This is a genomic window from Pseudomonas sp. Marseille-Q1929, assembly GCF_017316265.1.
Lineage (GTDB): Bacteria > Pseudomonadota > Gammaproteobacteria > Pseudomonadales > Pseudomonadaceae > Aquipseudomonas.
In genome coordinates, this window is the sequence record NZ_JAFLWU010000030.1 from 19,787 (window position 1) to 37,862 (window position 18,076).

Here is an 18,076-nt window from a genome sequence, read left to right on the forward strand (position 1 = left end):
AATCCAATATGACCCAAGCCATTCGTTACGAAAAAGGCCAGGACCAGATCGTCGTGCTGACCCTCGACATGCCCGGCCAGAGCGCCAACACCATGAACGGCGTGTACCGCGAGGCCATGGCCGCGACGGTCGAGCGCCTGGAGGCAGAAAAAGACTCGCTCGCCGGCGTGGTCATCACCTCAGCGAAGAAGACCTTTTTTGCCGGCGGCGACCTCAATGAGCTGATCAAGGTCGATAAGGCCCACGCCAAGGATTTCTACGACGGCGTAAGGGTGCTCAAAGCGCAACTGCGCCGCCTGGAAACCCTCGGCAAGCCGGTGGTCGCCGCGATTAACGGCGCAGCGCTGGGCGGCGGCTGGGAGATTTGCCTGGCGTGCCATTACCGGGTCGCGCTGGACGACAAGTCCGTGCAGCTTGGCCTGCCGGAAGTCACCCTGGGTTTACTGCCCGGTGGCGGCGGCGTGGTGCGCATGGTGCGCCTGCTAGGGCTGGAAAAGGCCTTGCCGTATTTGTTGGAGGGCAAAAAAGTCCGGCCACAACAGGCGTTGCAGGCCGGGCTGATCAACGAGCTGGCGGCGGATCGCGATGAATTGCTGGCCAAGTCCCGCGCCTGGATCCTCGCCAATCCCGAAGCCAGACAGCCTTGGGACAACAAGGGTTACCAAATCCCCGGCGGCACGCCCTCGAACCCGAAAGTCGCGCAGATGCTGGCCATCGCGCCGTCGATCCTGCGCAGTAAAACCCAGGGCTGTTTCCCCGCCCCGGAGAAAATCCTGTGTGCCGCCGTTGAAGGGGCCCAGGTGGATTTCGACACCGCACATGTGATCGAAACCCGCTATTTCACCGAACTGGTGACCGGGCAAGTGGCGAAAAACATGATCGGCACCTTCTGGTTTCAACTCAATGAAATCAACGCCGGCAGCTCGCGGCCGCAAGGCTTTGCACCCTATGTCACGCGTAAGGTCGGCGTGCTCGGCGCCGGGATGATGGGCGCGGGTATCGCCTACGTCAGCGCTAGCGCCGGGGTCGAGGTGGTGCTCAAGGACATCAACCTGGCGGCGGCCGAGAAGGGCAAGGCACACTCGGCGGCGTTGCTGGACAAGAAAGTCAGCCGTGGGCAATTGAGCGCCGAACAGCGGGAAACCATCCTCGCGCGGATTCATCCTACGGCCGAGGACGCCGACCTGGCCGGGTGCGATCTGATCATCGAAGCGGTGTTCGAAGACCGCGAACTCAAGGCCAAGGTCTCCGCTGCGGCGCAACGAGTGGTCGGTGCCGACGCGGTGATCGCCTCCAACACCTCGACCCTGCCCATCAGCGGGCTGGCGATGGCCGTGCCGGATCAAGGCAAGTTTATCGGCCTGCATTTCTTCAGCCCGGTGGACAAGATGCCCTTGGTGGAAATCATCAAGGGCGCCCACACCTCGGACGAAACCCTGGCGCGCGGTTTCGACTTCGTACTGCAAATCAAGAAAACTCCGATTGTGGTCAACGACAGTCGCGGCTTCTTCACCTCGCGGGTGTTCGGCACCTTCACCAACGAAGGCATCGCCATGCTCGGCGAAGGCGTGGCCGCGCCCATGATCGAGACCGAAGCGCGCAAGGCCGGTATGCCGGTGGGGCCGTTGGCGGTGTCGGATGAAGTGTCCCTCAGCTTGATGAGCCATATCCGACAGCAGACGGCCAAGGATCTACAGGCCGAAGGCAAGGCCGTGCCGACGCATCCGGCGACGGTGGTGATTGATCTGTTGGTCAACGAGTACAAGCGCTTGGGCAAGGCGGCTGGCGGCGGTTTTTACGATTACCCCGCCGGTGGTCAGAAGCGGATGTGGCCTGAACTGAAAGCGCGCTTTGAACGACCTGATCAACGCATCTCGCCGCAAGATGTGCGTGACCGCTTGCTGTTTATCCAGGCCATCGAAACCGTGCGGTGTGTGGAGGAGGGCGTGCTGATGTCCACGGCTGACGCCAACGTCGGCTCGATCTTCGGCATCGGCTTTGCCGCGTGGAGTGGCGGCGCGTTGCAGTTCATCAATCAGTATGGCCTGAACGACTTCATCGCCCGCGCCCGCTATCTGGCCGAGCAGTATGGTGAGCGCTTCACACCGCCGGCGTTGCTGCTGGAAAAAGCCGCGCAGGGTGCTAGCTTCTAGCGAATAGGCGCACGGGCAGGGCTTGCCTTGAAGGGGTATTTCAAGGCAGGCTCTGGGGTGTGCATTATTCCCATCACCGTGTCAGGTATTTTTTATGTCGCTACGCGTCTGCATTCTGGAAACCGATGTCCTGCGCCCGGAGTTGGTGGATCAATATCAGGGTTACGGGCAGATGTTCCAGCGTCTGTTTTCCCAGCAGCCGATTGCGGCCGAGTTCACCGTGTATAACGTGATGAACGGCGATTACCCGGGGGACGACCAGGTGTTCGACGCCTACCTCGTCACCGGCAGCAAGGCCGACTCGTTTGGCACCGACCCGTGGATCCAGACCCTCAAGACCTACCTGCTCAACCGCTACGAGCGCGGCGACAAACTGTTGGGCATCTGTTTCGGCCACCAATTGCTGGCGCTGCTGCTGGGCGGCAAGAGCGAGCGCGCGAGCCAAGGCTGGGGCGTGGGCATCCACAACTATCAAATGGCCGCCAAGGCACCGTGGATCAGCCCGGTGGTCGAGGAACTGACCCTGTTGATCAGCCACCAGGACCAGGTCACCGCGCTACCGGAAAACGCCACCGTCATCGCTTCCAGCGATTTCTGCCCGTTTGCCGCGTACCACATCAATGACCAGGTGCTGTGCTTCCAGGGCCACCCGGAGTTTATCCACGATTACTCCCGCGCCTTGCTGGATATTCGCCAGCAGAACCTCGGCGAGCAGATCTACAGCAGCGGCGTGGCCAGCCTGGAGCATGACCACCACGGCGTGACCGTGGCGGAATGGATGATGCGTTTTGTCGCGCACAAGCCTGGCGCTGCGGCTTAAAGCCAGCCCGAACGCTTGAAGCTGGCCCACAGCCCTGTGCAGCCAAACGCGATAAACCCGAGCACCGCAAAATAGCCGTAGTGCCATTGCAGCTCGGGCATGTTCTGGAAGTTCATCCCATAAATCCCCGCCACCGCCGTGGGGAACGCAAGGATCGCCGCCCACGCGGCGAACTTGCGCTGCACCACGCTCTGGCGCGAGGCCTCCAGCAACACACCGATCTCGATGGTTTGGCTGGCGATATCGCGCAGGGTGGTCAGGTCTTCCATCTGCCGCGTCACGTGGATCTGCACGTCACGGAAGTACGGGCGCATGTTCTTGTCGATAAACGGGAAGCTCAGCTTCTGCAACTCCTGGCTGATCTCCACCATCGGCGCGACATAACGCTTGAGCCGCAGCACATCGCGGCGCAGGCCGTGAATCTTCTGGATGTCGCGTTCACTCAATGAGCTGCACAGCACATTGCGCTCCAGCTCATCGATCTCGGCATGGATCGCTTCGCTGACGGGCTGGTAGTTCTCGGTGACAAAATCCAGCAGCGCATAGAGTACGAAATCTTCCCCATGCTCCAGCAACAGCGGCCGCGCCTCACAGCGCTGGCGTACAAAGCCGTAGGACGCCGAGTGGCCGTTACGTGCGGTGATGATGTAGCCGTTGCCGGCAAAGATATGGGTCTCGATAAACACCAGCTTGCCGTTCTCGCGCACCGGTGAGTAGGTGACGATAAACAGCGCGTCGCCAAAGGTTTCCAGCTTCGGGCGGCTGTGTTTTTCCAGGGCGTCTTCGATGGCCAGTTCATGCAGGTTGAACTGGCGTTGCAGGTTGGCCAGCTCCTGGGCGTTGGGTTCTTCCAGGCCGATCCAAACAAAGTGGTTGGGTTTGGCGGCCCAGGCCGCGCCTTCGTCGAGGGTGATATCAGTAACTTTCTTACCGGCGCTGTAGACGGCGGCCGCAACAACTCTACCCATGGTGCTGATCACTTCTTATTAGGAGGACAGGTGTTGGGCAGCTTAGCTGGAACTGAGTTCGATTGTTTCAGCGGTTTTGCAGCTCGCCGTCCATCTGGGCAATGCATGTATCCATCTGTGCCTGACACGCCTGCATCAGCGTCGGCACATCATCCGCCGTCATCCCAGCCGTAGGAATCGGCGGCAACGAACGTATGAGCACATCACCACTGTTCCAGCGATTCAGCCGCATGTGCGTGACGTAATTGCTCACGCACACCTGCACGATGGGCACGCCGGCCGCAATCGCCATATGGAACGCGCCTTTCTTGAATGGCAGTAAACCCTTGCCCAAATTGCGCGTGCCCTCGGGGAACACCCAGATCGAGGTGTCTTTGTGTTGCAGGGTATCGGTGGTGGTGAGCATCGCCCGGCGCGCCTTGTGCGCATTGCCGCGGTCGATCAGCACATTGCCCGCCAACCAGAACAACTGGCCGAACAGCGGCACCCATTTCAGGCTTTTCTTGGCGATGCACACGGTGCGGTAGGGCACCACGTTACCGAATACAAACAGGTCATAGTTGGACTGGTGGTTGGCGATGATCACGCAACCGCTGGGCTTGTTTCGCAGCGAGTCCGCATCGGTCTTGACGTTCAGCCCCAGGATCCGCATGGCCGGCAGCGCATAGAGGCGTGCGCACAGGCGACTGTTGTCCGGGTTGAATGGCCGGCAGATCCCGACGAGCACGCCCAACACACCCGCGATCATAAAATGCAGGCCCATCAACAACATACGCAACAGAAAAAGCATCGACACGGCCTATCGAGACAAAAGGTGGCGCAGTGTACGGATGTGCACTGTATTCGGCAATTACCCCTGTAGAGGTAGGAGATAGGCGATGTTTAAGTACATGTTTCAACGTATGCCAGTAGCGGCTGGCTAGAGCGGCTAAAGGTGTTTCGGATTTCTTTGTAAGAAAAAGCCCGACTCAAGGTCGGGCTCTGGTGCTGCGGATGTAGGCGTCAGCTCAGATTATGGCCCTGATCCTGGATGATGGCGTCGTCCAAGGCCTCCAGCAGCGCTTTGCGTACCTTCAATTTGGTGTGCTTGTGCGCATTCATATTGATCTTCTTCAACTGCCGCGCGGCTTCCAGCGCTGCCGCGTGCAGTTCTTCAGGCGCCACCACCTTATCCAGGAAACCAGCCTGCAACGCGCCCTGCGGGTCAAACATCTCGGCATTGATCACCGAACGATGAAACGCCGATTTGCGCAGACGATCCCGCGCCAACTCGATCCCGGCGTGGTGCATGGTCATGCCGATGGCCACTTCATTCAGGCCAATGCTGAACGGGCCCTCGACCCCAATCCGATAATCCGCCGACAACAACAGGAACGCGCCCTTGGCCACCGCATGCCCTGGGCACGCCACAATCACCGGGAACGGGTGCGACAACAGGCGGCGCGCCAGGGTCGAACCCGACGTCACCAAGCCGATTGCCTCTTTAGGACCGGCAGTCATCACCTTCAAATCATAACCACCGGACAAAATCCCCGGCGTGCCGGTGATGATCACCACCGCCCGATCCTTCTCCGCCTGATCCAGCGCTGTATTAAACGCACTGACCACATCGGGAGAAATGGCATTCACCTTGCCGTTGCTCAACGTCAGGGTCGCGATACCGTCTTCGAGGTGGTAAGCAATCAACTCACTCATGACGCGGTTCCTTGTAGGACTTGTTATAGATAGGCTGTTTATAGACGAGCATGCACAGACGTTACCCACCACGCCCGCCTCGGTAAAGCGCCATGACTGACTACCCAGTCAGACTTTTCCCGCCTGCCCCGCGCTGGGCAGCCTAGGGCAGGGCACAACAGCCGAACCAGACGCATGCTGCCGGTGCCTGAGAATGGCAGAAACACCGCCCCTTGCCGGGCGTGAAATGGCATATCCCGCTAAGCGCATGAAAATTCTGAAAAAAACCTTTGCCATCTGAAAGCCTTTCGACTACATTAGCGCGCCTCGACAGACTGAACTAGTTTGACGAGATACGGTGAAGTGTCCGAGTGGCTTAAGGAGCACGCCTGGAAAGTGTGTATACAAGAAATTGTATCGAGAGTTCGAATCTCTCCTTCACCGCCACATTAAGTAAACACAAACCCCCGGTTTTCCTAGAGGAAACCGGGGGTTTGTGGTTTTTGTCGTCTGAAAAATGGCCATATGGGACAGATCCGGGACTGGGGCTCTATTTGGGGGCGCAAAAAGAGCCTGCCGGATGAGTGGCTGACCTTGGCCAGCGATGCGCTTTGGGCGGCAGTGGAGGGGGGACTAAATGGCTTTCGGAGGTTGCGAGTTCACGATGTTTGAATGGCCGTTTCTGGGGTAAATGAGACGACCTTCCTCGTTATAGGTAGTTCACGATAAAGGTAACTTCCGAATTGGCGCTGCCGGCTTGGAGGGTGCTGTCCGCCAGGCGAATATAAGCGGCGTTTAAAGGGATTTTGAAGTCGGTGCCCGTAGTGTTGAACCCGCTGAACACGTAAGGGGTATTTAGCACAATGGGTTGGCCTGCATCGTTCTTCAGTTGCAAGCCGATGCCTTTGGCAGTTGATGCGCCGCTCAGTGCGACAATGCCTTTTTGCGCGTCGATCACCGGAGTATTGGCCTGGAGTTGGTAAGTGACTTTTTGTATTCCGCGTTGGCAGTTGTTCAACGACAGGTCGAATTTTATCGGTCGAGGTGCGTCGCCGGTGTTATCGAATTCAAACAATTGATAGTCGTCACCCATCGCCACAAATACCGAGGGTGTTTGGCAGGATGCAGCATTAACAGTCACTGGGTTGATTAGGTTGAAGGTGATTACTTTCAAGTTATCGCCTCGGAACTCTCCCAGTGAGATTGCAGGGACCGGGCTCTGTGATAAAAGCTCGCCAGACTTGATGATTTCAAGGCGGTAGCTTGTAGAGGGGTAGAAAAAGGTGATGTTACCGGATTGAAGTGTTGGCGCGGATACATAATAGTTACCGAAAGATATTCGGAACGCGAGCCCGGGCACTCCTAAAGGAAAGACCGTTCCAGTGGTCGCACTACCCAAGGCAGGATTGACGTTAAAACCGACTATTCCGTTTTGGCAAAAAAGGTCAAATTTTTGCATTACTTCGGAAGTTTCCGAGTAAATTACCGTTCCGTTCGGTACATCTTGGGGTGTCGAAATGCTCTGAGTTAGATTTTTTCCGAAATTAACGGTAAGTGCGTTGCTATTACTCAAGTAACAGCTTGCTGCAGCACTCGATGATGAGTAAGCCAGCAATACTGCGGCAGCGCTGGCCAATAAACTTTTCCAAAACGTCATGTTGATACCGATAGAGTGATCTGAACAATGAAGCACTCTATTCAGCATCGAAGCCTGCGAATATCAGACGTTCCCTAATTTATTGCTGTGCATTTTCAGCCTGCTCATCGGGCTTTGGTGATCGCCCCGCTCATGTATTCATTCAAGTCGCGCAGGTCCTGGATGGTCCACGTATGCGGCGCAAGCTTTACCCCATTCTCCCGCAAGGTTCGTGGAATCAAGTCGCCATTGGGGCGAAGTATGATCGAAGAGACGATGACGCCCGGATAATCACCCAGCCGTTTCTTGAAGGTGGGTGTGGTCAGGTTGGGCGTAGGCGGGGTGCTTTTGTTGGCCAGTGGTCCTGTGGCTTTGAGGTCGGCTCCATGACACATGGCGCATCGCTGCGAAAAGAGATTCTTGCCGTTGATGTTCTCCGCGAGGGAGAGTGGAGCCTGTATCAGTGATAAAAATCCCAACGCAGCGATGAGTGACATCCTCATTGATAGATGGCCTTTTTCATAAAGTAGGTTTGGGTCGAAAGCGTGCTTGGCTGGGGGCCGGCAAGTGTTCATGCCCCCGTGACTCATTATGCCTGCACGTACACCCAAGCCGTCAGCCCTGACGCCAGGGCCACCGACACCCGCTTGTAGTCCGACACTTCATACGCATCCGCCGCTGCCAGTTCTTTCTCGGTGATCTGAAAGACCATGCCTTCCACGCTGTGGCCGTTTTCGGTAGTGGGCGCCACGATCGGGTGATGGGTTTTGCCGCTGGTGGCCAGCACTTCGGGATCGGTGATCTCTACCCAGCTTTTTGTGTAGCCGAGCATTGCATCGTGCTGGCCCGCCAGCTCGCGGCCGAAGTTGGCCAGTTGTACGGCTTTGTCCTGCAATGTGCCGTAGGAAAAAAGCAGCACGGGAAAATCGGTGGAGCGTTCCATTTGGGGTCCTTAAAGGGTCAGGCAAGCAGGTCTTCGTAGAAGGCGCCGTAGGGTTTGCTCGGGTGGGCGATCTGGATTTCGAGGATCCACAATCCCGCGTTCGGGTAGTGCTCGAAGTCGCCGAGGTCGCCGCCACGGTGGATGGCGTGGGGGAAGTCGCTGACGCGGTGGCCCTTGATGTCGAGGTTCAGTTGCCAGCCCATGGCCTGGGCTTGTTCTTCGGCGTAGCGGTAGAGTTCGAGGCCGACGACCTGGTCGTTTTTCCAGCGCGCCTGGACGCGGTCGAACAGGGCTTTGGCGGCGCTGGCGCAGGCGATCATTTCTGCATCGTTGCCGGTGGTGAACGTGGCGCCGGCGTCACCTTCGTGGCCTTGCCATACGGCGCCCATGTCGATGAAGAAGATGTCGTCTTCGCCCAGCACCGGGTCGCCTTCGGAGCGCTGGTTGAAGGCCTTCAGGGTGTTGGCGCCGAAGCGCACCAGCAGCGGGTGCCAGATACGTTGCATGTCGAGGTCGGCAAGGACGTGCTTGCCCAATTCACGGGCTTCGGACTCAAGCATGCCGGGGCGGATGCGTTGGGCGAGTTGGTCGATGGCTTGCCAGGTCATGGCCTGGGCGTAGCGCATGGATTCGATACTGTAGGCGTCGCCCACGGCTTCCTTGGGTTGTGCGGTCACCAGCGGTTCCTCGGCTTGTGTCGGTTTTTCGTTATGCTTTTTACTATATAGCGATGGAGCGGTGTAGTGACAGTGCAAATTGTGGGGGCTGAGCCACCGCTATCGCAGGCAAGCCAGCTTCCACATTTTTGGCCTGTGGTGTGTCAGATATGCAGCCATGCCAGGCTGCCGAGCACGACCGCCACACCCGCCGCCGCATACGACATGCGCTTCAACCACTCCTTCCTCGTCAGCAGCGTAATCGCCGCCAGCGAAATCGCGATCTGAATCGCGGTCATCGCCTGGGCCCAGCGGTGGTGCTGGTGCAGCGCCTGTTCCGACTTTTCATCCCATGCCTTCGACGTCGCCTCAAGCTTCTCGGCCTGTTTGCGCACGTCTTCCTTCTGGCTTTTGTAGCGCTCGATCTCGTCCTTGTAATGCGCCGCGTCCACGCCGGGAATGTGGGTGGCCAGTTCCGCGAGGTTCTGCCGGCTGGATTTGGCCTGGTAGTAGTTCCACTGGTTGGCGGCTTCGGTCTTGATGATGGCGGCGTTGTTCTTGTCCATCGCCGCTTCGCTTTCGGTGGAGCCGGCCTGGTAGCTGAGCATCGCGCCGAGGGTGGCCATCAGTGCCGTCATCACGGCAATGCGGCTGGCGAAATTGTCCCCGCGGCCGTGGGCATGTTCGGTGGTGTGTTCGATGTGTTTTTCGTGAGGGCTGGGGACTTCGAAGGCTTCGGACATGGGCTCGGCTACGAACGGACTGAGGGAGCCTGATTCTTCACCAGCCGAGCTGTCTCAAGCCTGTACGTAACGCCGGATCAGCCAGCCGTACACCGCAACGTTGATCGCCACCACCACCGCGCCCAGCACCAGTTGGATATCCGGCGTCAGCCCGGCGGGATAGATCAGCGCGAGGATGTAGTGCTCGATAAACCCAGCGCCATAGCCGTCCTGCCCGGCGAGGTGGCGCAGCAGGTTTTCCCAGCGGGTCAGCGGGCAGGGCAGGTGCAGCACCTCGACGGCGATTCCCCACGCTACAGCGGGCAGGTGCAACCACATCACGCGGTGCCATTTGAGGGCGAGCAGCCCGCCGAACAACACGAACAGGATAAAGCTGAGGTGAAACAGCACCAGGCTGTCGGCGGCAAGGCGGTAGAGCATCATGGTCACTTCAAAAGGAGAGGCGCACAGTCTAAAGGGTTGCCTGCCGGCAAGCGTGGCCGTTATTGTGCTGAATCCTTTTAGTCCTTCCCCCCAAGGATCTGTTTTGATGAACGCACCGCGTACCGCCGGCCCGATCAAGGCCGTGATTTTCGATATGGACGGTTTGTTGCTGGATACAGAAGGCATCTACACCGAAGTCACACAGATCATCGCTGAACGTTACGGTCGTACCTATGACTGGGGGATCAAGCAGCACATCATCGGCCGTGGTGCGCAGGATTTGGCCGAGTATGTGGTCAAGGCGCTGGACTTGCCGATCACACCGGCCGAGTTCCTGGTGATTCGCGAGCCGTTGATGAGCGAGCGTTTCCCCAAGGCGCTGGGCATGCCCGGCGCCGAAGCGCTGGTGCGGCACTTGAAGGCACACAATATTCCGATTGCCGTGGGCACCAGCTCGTCGCGCAATTCGTTTGGCCACAAGACCACCTTGCACCGCGAATGGTTTGGCTTGTTCGACACCATCGTCACCGCCGATGACCCGGAAGTCGGCGCCGCCAAGCCTGCGCCCGACATCTTCCTCACCGCCGCCCGCCGCCTGGGCGTTGCGCCCGAGGATTGCCTGGTGTTCGAGGATTCGCCGTTCGGTGTGACCGCTGCGAAGGCTGCCAACATGACCGCCATCGCCGTGCCGGATGAGGCCATGGCCGACAGCAAGTACCAGCATGCCGACCAGATCATCCGCAAGCTCGCGGAGTTTGACCTGGCGGCCTATGGCCTGCCGCCATTGCGCTGAGTAAACGCGGTCAAAAAAATGTGGGAGCTGGCTTGCCTGCGATAGCGATCTTGAAGACGCCATCGCAGGCAAGCCAGCTCCCACATTTGGTTTTGCAGTGTGCTTGAGGACTTAGGCGCTGAAGCCGCCATCAATGGTCAGGCTGGCACCGGTGATGTAGCCGGCCTCCGGGCCTGCCAGGTAGGCAACGAAGCTGGCAATCTCTTCCACATGTCCATACCGCCCAACCGCCATCAACCCCATCAAGCTCTCGGCAAAATCACTGTTCGCCGGGTTCATGTCTGTGTCCACCGGCCCTGGCTGCACATTGTTGATGGTAATCCCGCGCGGCCCCAGGTCCCGTGCCAAGCCCTTGGTCAGGCCCACCAGCGCGGCCTTGCTCATTGCATAAGGCCCGCCGCCACCAAAGGGCATGCGCTCGGCGTTGGTGCTGCCGATATTGATCACCCGGCCACCGTCACCCATGTGCTTGGCGGCTTCCTGAGTTGCGATAAACACGCTGCGCACGTTGATCGCCAGAGTCTGGTCAAAATCTTCCAGCTTGAAGTCTTCCAGTGGGGCGATGGCCAGTACGCCGGCGTTGTTCACCAGGATGTCCAGGCGCCCAAAGGCTTCGACGGTGGCGTTGACCGCGTTGCGGATCGCCTCGGCACTGGCGCTGTCGGCGTGGATCGCCAGGGCTTTGCCGCCGGTGCTGATCACACTGTTCTGCAGTTCTTCAGCCTTGGCGGCCGAGCTGACGTAGGTAAAGGCAACCGCTGCGCCCTGGGCGGCCAGGCGCTTGACGATGGCGGCGCCGATGCCGCGGGAACCGCCTTGAATCAAGGCGACTTTGCCGCTGAGGTTTTGTGTGGTCATGTCGATCTCCTAGCTGTTCAAGGCGGAATGCCTTGTTGTTGGAGCCGAGTATCCGCCTCGCCCTGGGGCGCCGGTAGACCGTGATTGCTATAGTCTGTGTAAACCAAAAGTTTAGAATGAGGCGATATGGAAAGCTTTGGCAGTATCGAATGCTTTGTACGCAGCGCCGAAGGTGGCAGTTTTGCCGAGGCCGCGCGGCACCTGAGCCTCACCCCCGCGGCGGTGGGCAAAAGTGTCGCCAAGCTGGAGGCGCGCCTCGGCGTGCGCCTGTTCCAGCGCAGCACGCGGCGCCTGACCCTGACCGAAGCCGGCAAGTTGTTCCTCGACGAAGTCGGCGCCAGTCTCACCACCATCCAGAACGCGGTGGCCAATCTGGCCAGCGCCGAAGGGCGTCCGGTGGGCACGCTCAAGGTCAGCATGGGTACGGTGTTTGGCAATCGCTACGTAGTGCCGTTGCTGGGCGCGTTCATGCAGCGCTTCCCGGATATCAGCCCGGATTGGCACTTCGATAACCGCCAGGTGGACCTGATCGGCCAAGGTTTTGATGCCGCCATCGGCGGCGGTTTTGAGCTGCCCCAGGGCGTGGTGGCGCGCAAGTTGACGCCGGCCCATCGGGTGTTGGTGGCCGCGCCGGATTACCTGGCGCAACGCCCGCCGGTCAACGCGCCAGAAGACCTGGCGCGCTGCAGCGGCATCCTGATCCGTTCCCCACAAACCGGGCGCGTGCGCTCGTGGCAATTGACCAGCATCGAGCGAGAGCACCGCCCGCTGGTGCTCAAGCCGGGCATGACCATGAGCGACTCCGAAGCCGCCTGCTGCGCCAGCGCCCAAGGCTTGGGCATTGCGCTGGTGAGCATGCCGATGGCCGTGCCGTTCCTGGACAGTGGTGCGGTGGTGCGGGTGTTGCCGGACTGGTATGTGGACGATGGCAACATTTCCATCTATTACGCCGAGCATAAGTTGTTGCCGGGCAAGACTCGGGCGTTCGTGGATTTCATTATTGAGCAGTTTGCCGAGCAGGGGTGGGGGCGGCGGTTCAGTGCGGTCTGATCACACTGTCAGACCGAGTCGTGGCCATCGCAGGCAAGCCAGCTCCCACAGGGGAATGCATTCCAAAGTTGCAATGCGATCAACTGTGGGAGCTGGCTTGCCTGCGATGCAGGCGCATCGGTCTACCGCCCGAACCGGCTAGGCCAGCCAATGACTTTCTTCGGCCTTGGCGTCGCATAGGTCCTCACCTTGGATGTCGACAACCCCAACCGCACCAACGCTTCCGCAATCGTCACCGCCGCCGTCACCCCATCCACCACCGGCACGCCGGTGCGCTGGCGAATCTGCTCGTCCAGCCCGGCCATGCCGCCGCAACCCAGGCAGATCACCTCGGCCTTGTCCTCGCTGATTGCCAGTTCTGCCTGGCGCACGATGGCTTCCATCGCGGCCAGCGGGTTTTCTTCCAGCTCCAGCACCGCCATGCCGCTGGCTCGCACCGACGCGCAGCGTTGGTACAGCCCGGCGAGTTTCAGGCGGTCTTCGATCAGGGGCACCGTGCGGTCGAGGGTGGTCACCACCGAATAGGCGTGGCCCAGAAACATCGCGGTGCTGGCGGCCGCTTCGGTGATGTCCACCACCGGCACGTTCAACAGCTCCTGCAAGCCTTCGCGGCCATGTTCGCCGTAACCGGCCTGGATCACTGCGTCGAAGGGTTGATCGTAGGCCATCACCCGGTCCATCACCGCGATGGCGGCCAGGTAGCTTTCAAAATTGCCCTCCACGGATTCGGCGCCGAAGTAGGGCGTGAGCCCGACGATCTCGGTGCCTGGCGCGGCCACGGCGCGGGCTTGCTGGGCGATGGTTTCGGTGATGGATTCGGTGGTGTTGACGTTGACCACGAGGATGCGCATGGAATGTCCTTGATTAATGGCTGACGTTATCGACGGCAATGCTTTCGCCGCTGACATCGGCGTAGAACGGCTGGCGCTTGGCGATCAGCAGGTACAGCAGTCCTGCAATACCGGCGCCAAACATCCAGGAAAACGGTGACACGCTGGCGAAACCGGGCAGCAGGGCCAGGAGAATGGCGATCACGGCTGCAGGAATAAACGCCGCCACCGCGCGCAAATTCACGCCACGGCTGTAGTAATAAACCCCGTTCGGGTCTTCGCTATACAGCTGCAGCACATCGACCTGGCTTTTACGGATCAGCCAGTAATCGACCATGATGATCCCGTACAACGGCCCCAGCAGCGCGCCCAGGCCGGAAAGGAAATACACGATCACCAACGGGCTGTTGTAGAGGTTCCACGGCAGGATCAACACCGCGACCGTGGCGCTGATCAGCCCGGCACGGCGGAAGTTCAGGTACTTGGGCGCCAGGTTGCTCAGCACAAACGCCGGCGCGACGAAGTTGGCCATGATGTTCACCGCCACGGTGACGATCAGGAACGCCAAGCAGCCGAGCACCAGGAAGAAGGTATTGGGGATCGCGGCGATGATCTCGGTCGGGCTTTCGATCACCCGGCCATTGAGCTGGAACTGCCCGCCGCACAGCAGCACGGTGATCGCGGCAAACACCAGGATATTCACCGGCAGGCCCCAGAAGTTGCCGACCTGGATGGTCTTGCGGCACGGCGAGGAGCGGGCGAAATCACAGAAGTTGAGGATCAGCGTGCCGTAGATCGCCAGCCACAGCGCGCCACCGGCGAAGATATTGCGCCACATCTCGCCGCCGCTCAGCGGCTCGCGGATCGACCAGGCGATGTTGCCGCCCGTCTGGAAGTACATCCAGCCGGCCAACGCCGCAACCGTCAGCAAAATCACCGGCCCGGCGAAGCCTTCGTAGCGACGCACCATCTCCATGCCGTAAGCCAGGATCACCAGTTGCACCAGCCAGATCGCGACAAAACACGCCCAGCCGAGGGACGACAGGCCGAGGATAGAGTCGTGGTCATAGTCGGCAAAACCTGGATGAATAGCCGTCAGCAAGACGCGGAAAACCACCGAGGCCAGGTAGGTCTGAATACCAAACCAGGCAATCGCAATCACCGCGCGGATCAACGCCGGAATCTGCGCGCCATGAATACCGAAACTGATACGGCTGATTACCGGGAACGGCACACCGGTCTTCTGTCCCATATACCCCGACAAGTTCATGAAGAAATACACCAGTGCGGCACCTATGCCTAAGGACAGCAAAATCTGCCAGCCGCCCAAGCCCAATGCATATAAACCAATGGCGAACGAATAGTTGGCGATGTTGTGCACGTCATTGGTCCACAGCGCGAAGATGCTATAGCGCCCCCAGCGTCGGCCTTCGACCTTGGTGGGCGCCAGGTCCTTGTTGTGCAGGCGCGGGCTCAGCACCAACGGGCCGGGCCCCTCGGCCGCAGGGTTCAGGGAGGAGGGCAGATCCAGTGCGATGTTGTTCGAGAGACTTGTACGCATTCCGGCAGGCTCCAGCACATCTGCGAGAGATCCGCGGATGGCAAAGTGTATGTAGGTTTTGTATTTATTGTATACAAAGCACTTTTCACCTTAAGCCACATGCGTGCCAGTTTTTGATCTATGAAAACTTGGGTTAATTTCGTTTTTACAGGTGAGTTGAATAACTAGCTGAATTAGAAGAAATATAAATTGACCAATTGAACAGGTATTTATTTTTCGGTGGGAAGGGAGTGATTCATGAGAGGAGAAGATAGGCGCAAAGAGGTGTTACGTAATGGTGCGGGTAAAGAAAAATTGCACACATAAATGGCACCGATGGTTACATTTGTGTGTACACCTTAAGTAACCAATACGAAAACAAATGTGGGAGCGGGCTTGCCCGCGATTGCGGTGTTTCAGTTGATACATTCATCACTGATACACCGCTATCGCAGGCAAGCCAGCTCCCACACAATCTCGCTCCCACATGGGTTACTGCATCAGCTTCAAGCCTTGCTGATGATGTTCCCCGCGTGCAACCCACATTCCTTCTGCGTCGCTTCTTCCCACCACCAGCGGCCTTCGCGCTCGTGCTGGTTCGGCAACACCGGGCGGGTGCAGGGCTCGCAGCCGATGCTGATAAAACCGCGCTCATGCAGGCTGTTGTAGGGCAGTTCCAGCATGCGGATATAGCCCCAGATCTCTTCGCTGGTCATTTGTGCCAGCGGGTTGAACTTGTACAGGGTGCGCTCCGGTGTGGAGAAGGCCGTGTCGATCTCCAGTGCCGCCACCTGGCTGCGGGTGCCGGGGCTCTGGTCGCGACGCTGGCCGGTGGCCCAGGCGCTGACGCCCGAGAGTTTGCGGCGCAGCGGCTCGATCTTGCGCACGCCGCAGCATTCGCGGTGGCCGTCCTTGTAGAAGCTGAACAGGCCCTTTTCCTTGACGAAGGGTTCCAGCTTGGTCTGGTCTGGCGAGATCAGTTCGATGTCGATCTTGTAGAACTCACGCACCTGCTCGATAAACCGGTAGGTCTCCGGGTGCAGGCGGCCGGTGTCGAGGCTGAACACCTTGACGTTCTTGTTCAGCTTCCAGGCCATGTCCACCAGCACCACGTCCTCGGCACCGCTGAAGGAAATCCACAGGTCATCGCCGAACTGGCTGAACGCCAGCTTGAGGATGTCCTGGGCGGACTTGTTGGCATAAGTCGCGGCGAGTTCAACGACGTCGAAGGCTTGGTTCATCAGCACGGTTCCTACAAGGTCAGTGGCGCTAAGCGCTCTATAGGTGGGCGATGGTATCAAAATCCGCTCTGCGTTGCGGCGGCGAGCATGAATCGCTAGAGTTCGGCAGTCCTTTTGCTCGCTCAACCAACAACATCTAATGGGAGTGTCTTGTGGAAATTGCCTGTCTCGACCTGGAAGGGGTACTGGTCCCGGAAATCTGGATCGCCTTCGCTGAAAAAACCGGTATTGAATCCCTGCGGGCCACTACCCGGGACATTCCCGACTACGACGTGCTGATGCAGCAACGCCTGCGCATCCTTGATGAACACGGGCTCAAGCTCGCGGATATCCAGGACGTGATCGCCACCCTCAAGCCGCTGGACGGTGCCATCGAGTTCGTCAACTGGCTGCGCGAGCGCTTCCAGGTGGTGATCCTGTCGGACACCTTCTACGAATTCTCCCAGCCGCTGATGCGCCAATTGGGTTTCCCGACTCTGCTGTGCCACCGCCTCATCACCGACGAAACCGACCGCGTGGTGAGCTACCAACTGCGCCAGAAAGATCCCAAGCGCCAGTCGGTATTGGCCTTCAAGAGCCTGTACTACCGCGTGATCGCGGCCGGTGACTCCTACAATGACACCACCATGCTGGGCGAGGCTGATCGTGGGATTCTGTTCCATGCGCCGGAGAATGTGATTCGCGAGTTCCCGCAATTCCCGGCGGTGCATACGTTTGAGGATTTGAAGCAGGAATTTATCAAGGCGTCGAATCGGTCGTTGAGTCTGTAGGGCTTTCAGCGCGGCTGAGGGCCTCTTCGCAGGCAAGCCAGCTCCCACAGTTGACCGCGTTCCAACATGAGAATGCAGTCAAATGTGGGAGCGGGCTTGCCCGCGAAGAGGCCAGCCCAGTCACTGCAAACCTGCCTGTTAAACCCCAGCCAACAAGCGCTCATAAGGAATCTGCAAACCCTCATGCAGGCGCTTGATCATCGACAAGCTCAACTTGCGCTTGTGGTTCAGCACTTCTGACACGCGCCCACTGGTGCCAATAAACGGTTCCAGATCGCGGGCGGTCATGCCCAGCTGCTCCATCCGAAACTTGATGGCTTCCACCGGATCGGAAGGGGGCATTGGATAATGCTCCGCCTCGTACTTCTCGATGAGGATGGCGAGGATCTCCAGCTCGTCACCCTCGGGCGAGCCGATGTCCGCTCCCCAGATCTGCTCAACGCGCGCGAGCGCAGCTGTCAGATCTTCCTGGGTATGTATGGGTTTGATGTTCATCACACGGTCTCCGCATTGATCTGATCGTACTGCGCGTGAGTCCCCACGAAACGTATGAACCCAAGCTGTCGCAGGTAATCGATCGCCATGATCACTCGATATTTGTTGCCGCCTACGTTGAATACAACCCTGCCGCCTTTGAGAATGCTCGCCGTCCTAAGCTCTGCCTTGAGTGCTTGTGGCGTCTGGTATTCGGTCTTTTCCATATGGCGATACAGCTCGACGAGTGGCGTTTTAGCGTCGGCATAAGCTGGGTGGCTTTCCCAGAATATCCGTAAGGTAGACAGCGCGATTATCCGCATCGCTGCGACCTCCCAATTTGGGAGATAATAGGTGTGGTCAGGTGGAGATGCAATCTCGGAAATAATTTCTGACGAGTAAGCAGACGCTTCATGTGATCCCTCACAAACGGCTGGTGGACGGTCGGAGCTGGACGCTATCTTCCAGTTCATGCTCCGTCCACGGTCGTTCTGATTCAGATCT

20 protein-coding genes and 1 tRNA gene are annotated in these 18,076 nt (G+C 58.9%); 6 read left to right on the plus strand and 15 right to left on the minus strand.

Annotation, left to right across the window (positions count from 1 at the left end; translation table 11 throughout):
• Window positions 1–8: 8 nt before the first annotated feature.
• Together J1G37_RS24485 and J1G37_RS24490 are read left to right on the plus strand one after the other, a co-directional pair.
• Complete coding sequence (locus J1G37_RS24485) at window positions 9–2,153, plus strand: 3-hydroxyacyl-CoA dehydrogenase NAD-binding domain-containing protein (protein ID WP_207045910.1); 2,145 nt, start codon at window positions 9–11, stop codon at window positions 2,151–2,153.
• Window positions 2,154–2,247: 94 nt separating this feature from the next.
• Window positions 2,248–2,973 carry an amidotransferase gene (locus J1G37_RS24490; protein ID WP_207045911.1) on the plus strand — a complete coding sequence of 242 codons (726 nt, stop codon included), beginning with the start codon at window positions 2,248–2,250 and terminating at the stop codon, window positions 2,971–2,973.
• On the opposite strand, the gene J1G37_RS24495 is transcribed toward J1G37_RS24490, so the two are convergent.
• From J1G37_RS24495 to J1G37_RS24505, 3 genes are all read right to left on the minus strand, one after another.
• On the minus strand, window positions 2,970–3,941 hold the full coding sequence (locus J1G37_RS24495) for a magnesium and cobalt transport protein CorA (protein WP_017739237.1): 972 nt from the start codon (window positions 3,939–3,941) through the stop codon (window positions 2,970–2,972). The two genes, J1G37_RS24490 and J1G37_RS24495, sit on opposite strands and share 4 nt — an antisense overlap.
• A 67-nt stretch (window positions 3,942–4,008) precedes the next feature.
• Window positions 4,009–4,731, minus strand: coding sequence for a 1-acylglycerol-3-phosphate O-acyltransferase (locus J1G37_RS24500; RefSeq protein WP_207045912.1), 723 nt, complete (start codon window positions 4,729–4,731; stop codon window positions 4,009–4,011).
• Between the two features lie 212 nt (window positions 4,732–4,943).
• Window positions 4,944–5,636: a crotonase/enoyl-CoA hydratase family protein gene (locus tag J1G37_RS24505; RefSeq protein WP_017739235.1), complete on the minus strand. Its 693-nt coding sequence runs from the start codon at window positions 5,634–5,636 to the stop codon at window positions 4,944–4,946.
• A gap of 336 nt (window positions 5,637–5,972) precedes the next feature.
• Here J1G37_RS24505 and J1G37_RS24510 point away from each other — a divergent pair.
• Window positions 5,973–6,062: transfer RNA gene (locus J1G37_RS24510), tRNA-Ser, on the plus strand.
• 262 nt (window positions 6,063–6,324) lie between these two features.
• On the opposite strand, the gene J1G37_RS29085 is transcribed toward J1G37_RS24510, so the two are convergent.
• The 6 genes from J1G37_RS29085 to J1G37_RS24540 form a co-directional block, all read right to left on the minus strand.
• Entirely contained in the window at window positions 6,325–7,272 is a 948-nt protein-coding gene (locus J1G37_RS29085) for a fimbrial protein (protein ID WP_242551715.1), read from the minus strand.
• A 104-nt stretch (window positions 7,273–7,376) separates the two neighbouring features.
• A complete protein-coding gene (locus J1G37_RS24520) occupies window positions 7,377–7,754 on the minus strand; it encodes a c-type cytochrome (RefSeq protein WP_207045946.1) in 378 nt (125 codons plus the stop codon).
• 86 nt (window positions 7,755–7,840) lie between these two features.
• Entirely contained in the window at window positions 7,841–8,194 is a 354-nt protein-coding gene (locus J1G37_RS24525; protein ID WP_207045913.1) for a gamma-glutamylcyclotransferase family protein, read from the minus strand.
• Window positions 8,195–8,211: 17 nt separating this feature from the next.
• Window positions 8,212–8,871 carry a M24 family metallopeptidase gene (locus J1G37_RS24530; protein WP_207045914.1) on the minus strand — a complete coding sequence of 220 codons (660 nt, stop codon included), beginning with the start codon at window positions 8,869–8,871 and terminating at the stop codon, window positions 8,212–8,214.
• A 143-nt stretch (window positions 8,872–9,014) separates the two neighbouring features.
• The gene (locus J1G37_RS24535; protein ID WP_017739229.1) at window positions 9,015–9,593 is read right to left on the minus strand and encodes a DUF4337 domain-containing protein; all 579 of its coding nucleotides are present in this window, start codon (window positions 9,591–9,593) and stop codon (window positions 9,015–9,017) included.
• A 54-nt stretch (window positions 9,594–9,647) separates the two neighbouring features.
• A complete protein-coding gene (locus J1G37_RS24540; RefSeq protein WP_017739228.1) occupies window positions 9,648–10,013 on the minus strand; it encodes a DUF2784 domain-containing protein in 366 nt (121 codons plus the stop codon).
• Window positions 10,014–10,122: 109 nt separating this feature from the next.
• On the opposite strand from J1G37_RS24540, the gene J1G37_RS24545 reads away from it, so the two are divergent.
• Window positions 10,123–10,809 carry an HAD-IA family hydrolase gene (locus J1G37_RS24545; protein WP_017739227.1) on the plus strand — a complete coding sequence of 229 codons (687 nt, stop codon included), beginning with the start codon at window positions 10,123–10,125 and terminating at the stop codon, window positions 10,807–10,809.
• A gap of 111 nt (window positions 10,810–10,920) precedes the next feature.
• Here the strand turns inward: J1G37_RS24545 and J1G37_RS24550 are convergent, their stop codons facing one another.
• A complete protein-coding gene (locus J1G37_RS24550; RefSeq protein WP_207045915.1) occupies window positions 10,921–11,667 on the minus strand; it encodes a 3-oxoacyl-ACP reductase family protein in 747 nt (248 codons plus the stop codon).
• A gap of 126 nt (window positions 11,668–11,793) precedes the next feature.
• On the opposite strand from J1G37_RS24550, the gene J1G37_RS24555 reads away from it, so the two are divergent.
• Window positions 11,794–12,717 carry a LysR family transcriptional regulator gene (locus J1G37_RS24555; protein WP_207045917.1) on the plus strand — a complete coding sequence of 308 codons (924 nt, stop codon included), beginning with the start codon at window positions 11,794–11,796 and terminating at the stop codon, window positions 12,715–12,717.
• 122 nt (window positions 12,718–12,839) lie between these two features.
• On the opposite strand, the gene J1G37_RS24560 is transcribed toward J1G37_RS24555, so the two are convergent.
• The 3 genes from J1G37_RS24560 to J1G37_RS24570 all read right to left on the minus strand — a co-directional run bounded on the left by J1G37_RS24560 (window position 12,840) and on the right by J1G37_RS24570 (window position 16,328).
• Window positions 12,840–13,568, minus strand: coding sequence for an aspartate/glutamate racemase family protein (locus J1G37_RS24560; protein ID WP_207045919.1), 729 nt, complete (start codon window positions 13,566–13,568; stop codon window positions 12,840–12,842).
• Between the two features lie 13 nt (window positions 13,569–13,581).
• The gene (locus tag J1G37_RS24565) at window positions 13,582–15,108 is read right to left on the minus strand and encodes an NCS1 family nucleobase:cation symporter-1 (RefSeq protein WP_207045921.1); all 1,527 of its coding nucleotides are present in this window, start codon (window positions 15,106–15,108) and stop codon (window positions 13,582–13,584) included.
• 485 nt (window positions 15,109–15,593) lie between these two features.
• On the minus strand, window positions 15,594–16,328 hold the full coding sequence (locus J1G37_RS24570; RefSeq protein WP_207045922.1) for a phosphoadenylyl-sulfate reductase: 735 nt from the start codon (window positions 16,326–16,328) through the stop codon (window positions 15,594–15,596).
• A gap of 152 nt (window positions 16,329–16,480) precedes the next feature.
• Between J1G37_RS24570 and thrH the strand changes: the two genes are divergently transcribed.
• Window positions 16,481–17,098, plus strand: coding sequence for a bifunctional phosphoserine phosphatase/homoserine phosphotransferase ThrH (gene thrH, locus J1G37_RS24575; RefSeq protein ID WP_207045924.1), 618 nt, complete (start codon window positions 16,481–16,483; stop codon window positions 17,096–17,098).
• A gap of 138 nt (window positions 17,099–17,236) precedes the next feature.
• Here the strand turns inward: thrH and J1G37_RS24580 are convergent, their stop codons facing one another.
• Both J1G37_RS24580 and J1G37_RS24585 read right to left on the minus strand, forming a co-directional pair.
• Window positions 17,237–17,593, minus strand: coding sequence for a transcriptional regulator (locus J1G37_RS24580; RefSeq protein WP_207045926.1), 357 nt, complete (start codon window positions 17,591–17,593; stop codon window positions 17,237–17,239).
• On the minus strand, window positions 17,593–17,895 hold the full coding sequence (locus tag J1G37_RS24585; protein ID WP_207045948.1) for a type II toxin-antitoxin system HigB family toxin: 303 nt from the start codon (window positions 17,893–17,895) through the stop codon (window positions 17,593–17,595). Before J1G37_RS24585 ends, J1G37_RS24580 begins: the two co-directional genes overlap by 1 nt.
• Window positions 17,896–18,076: the final 181 nt, after the last annotated feature.

What these genes read in the sequence shown, in the direction of transcription:
- J1G37_RS24485 (WP_207045910.1), top strand. Translation starts at nt 9, where the DNA reads ATGACCCAAGCCATTCGTTACGAAAAAGGCCAGGACCAGATCGTCGTG.
- J1G37_RS24490 (WP_207045911.1), top strand. Translation starts at nt 2,248, where the DNA reads ATGTCGCTACGCGTCTGCATTCTGGAAACCGATGTCCTGCGCCCGGAG.
- J1G37_RS24495 (WP_017739237.1), bottom strand. Translation starts at nt 3,941, where the DNA reads ATGGGTAGAGTTGTTGCGGCCGCCGTCTACAGCGCCGGTAAGAAAGTT.
- J1G37_RS24500 (WP_207045912.1), bottom strand. Translation starts at nt 4,731, where the DNA reads ATGCTTTTTCTGTTGCGTATGTTGTTGATGGGCCTGCATTTTATGATC.
- J1G37_RS24505 (WP_017739235.1), bottom strand. Translation starts at nt 5,636, where the DNA reads ATGAGTGAGTTGATTGCTTACCACCTCGAAGACGGTATCGCGACCCTG.
- J1G37_RS29085 (WP_242551715.1), bottom strand. Translation starts at nt 7,272, where the DNA reads ATGACGTTTTGGAAAAGTTTATTGGCCAGCGCTGCCGCAGTATTGCTG.
- J1G37_RS24520 (WP_207045946.1), bottom strand. Translation starts at nt 7,754, where the DNA reads ATGAGGATGTCACTCATCGCTGCGTTGGGATTTTTATCACTGATACAG.
- J1G37_RS24525 (WP_207045913.1), bottom strand. Translation starts at nt 8,194, where the DNA reads ATGGAACGCTCCACCGATTTTCCCGTGCTGCTTTTTTCCTACGGCACA.
- J1G37_RS24535 (WP_017739229.1), bottom strand. Translation starts at nt 9,593, where the DNA reads ATGTCCGAAGCCTTCGAAGTCCCCAGCCCTCACGAAAAACACATCGAA.
- J1G37_RS24540 (WP_017739228.1), bottom strand. Translation starts at nt 10,013, where the DNA reads ATGCTCTACCGCCTTGCCGCCGACAGCCTGGTGCTGTTTCACCTCAGC.
- J1G37_RS24545 (WP_017739227.1), top strand. Translation starts at nt 10,123, where the DNA reads ATGAACGCACCGCGTACCGCCGGCCCGATCAAGGCCGTGATTTTCGAT.
- J1G37_RS24550 (WP_207045915.1), bottom strand. Translation starts at nt 11,667, where the DNA reads ATGACCACACAAAACCTCAGCGGCAAAGTCGCCTTGATTCAAGGCGGT.
- J1G37_RS24555 (WP_207045917.1), top strand. Translation starts at nt 11,794, where the DNA reads ATGGAAAGCTTTGGCAGTATCGAATGCTTTGTACGCAGCGCCGAAGGT.
- J1G37_RS24560 (WP_207045919.1), bottom strand. Translation starts at nt 13,568, where the DNA reads ATGCGCATCCTCGTGGTCAACGTCAACACCACCGAATCCATCACCGAA.
- J1G37_RS24565 (WP_207045921.1), bottom strand. Translation starts at nt 15,108, where the DNA reads ATGCGTACAAGTCTCTCGAACAACATCGCACTGGATCTGCCCTCCTCC.
- J1G37_RS24570 (WP_207045922.1), bottom strand. Translation starts at nt 16,328, where the DNA reads ATGAACCAAGCCTTCGACGTCGTTGAACTCGCCGCGACTTATGCCAAC.
- J1G37_RS24580 (WP_207045926.1), bottom strand. Translation starts at nt 17,593, where the DNA reads ATGAACATCAAACCCATACATACCCAGGAAGATCTGACAGCTGCGCTC.
- J1G37_RS24585 (WP_207045948.1), bottom strand. Translation starts at nt 17,895, where the DNA reads ATGCGGATAATCGCGCTGTCTACCTTACGGATATTCTGGGAAAGCCAC.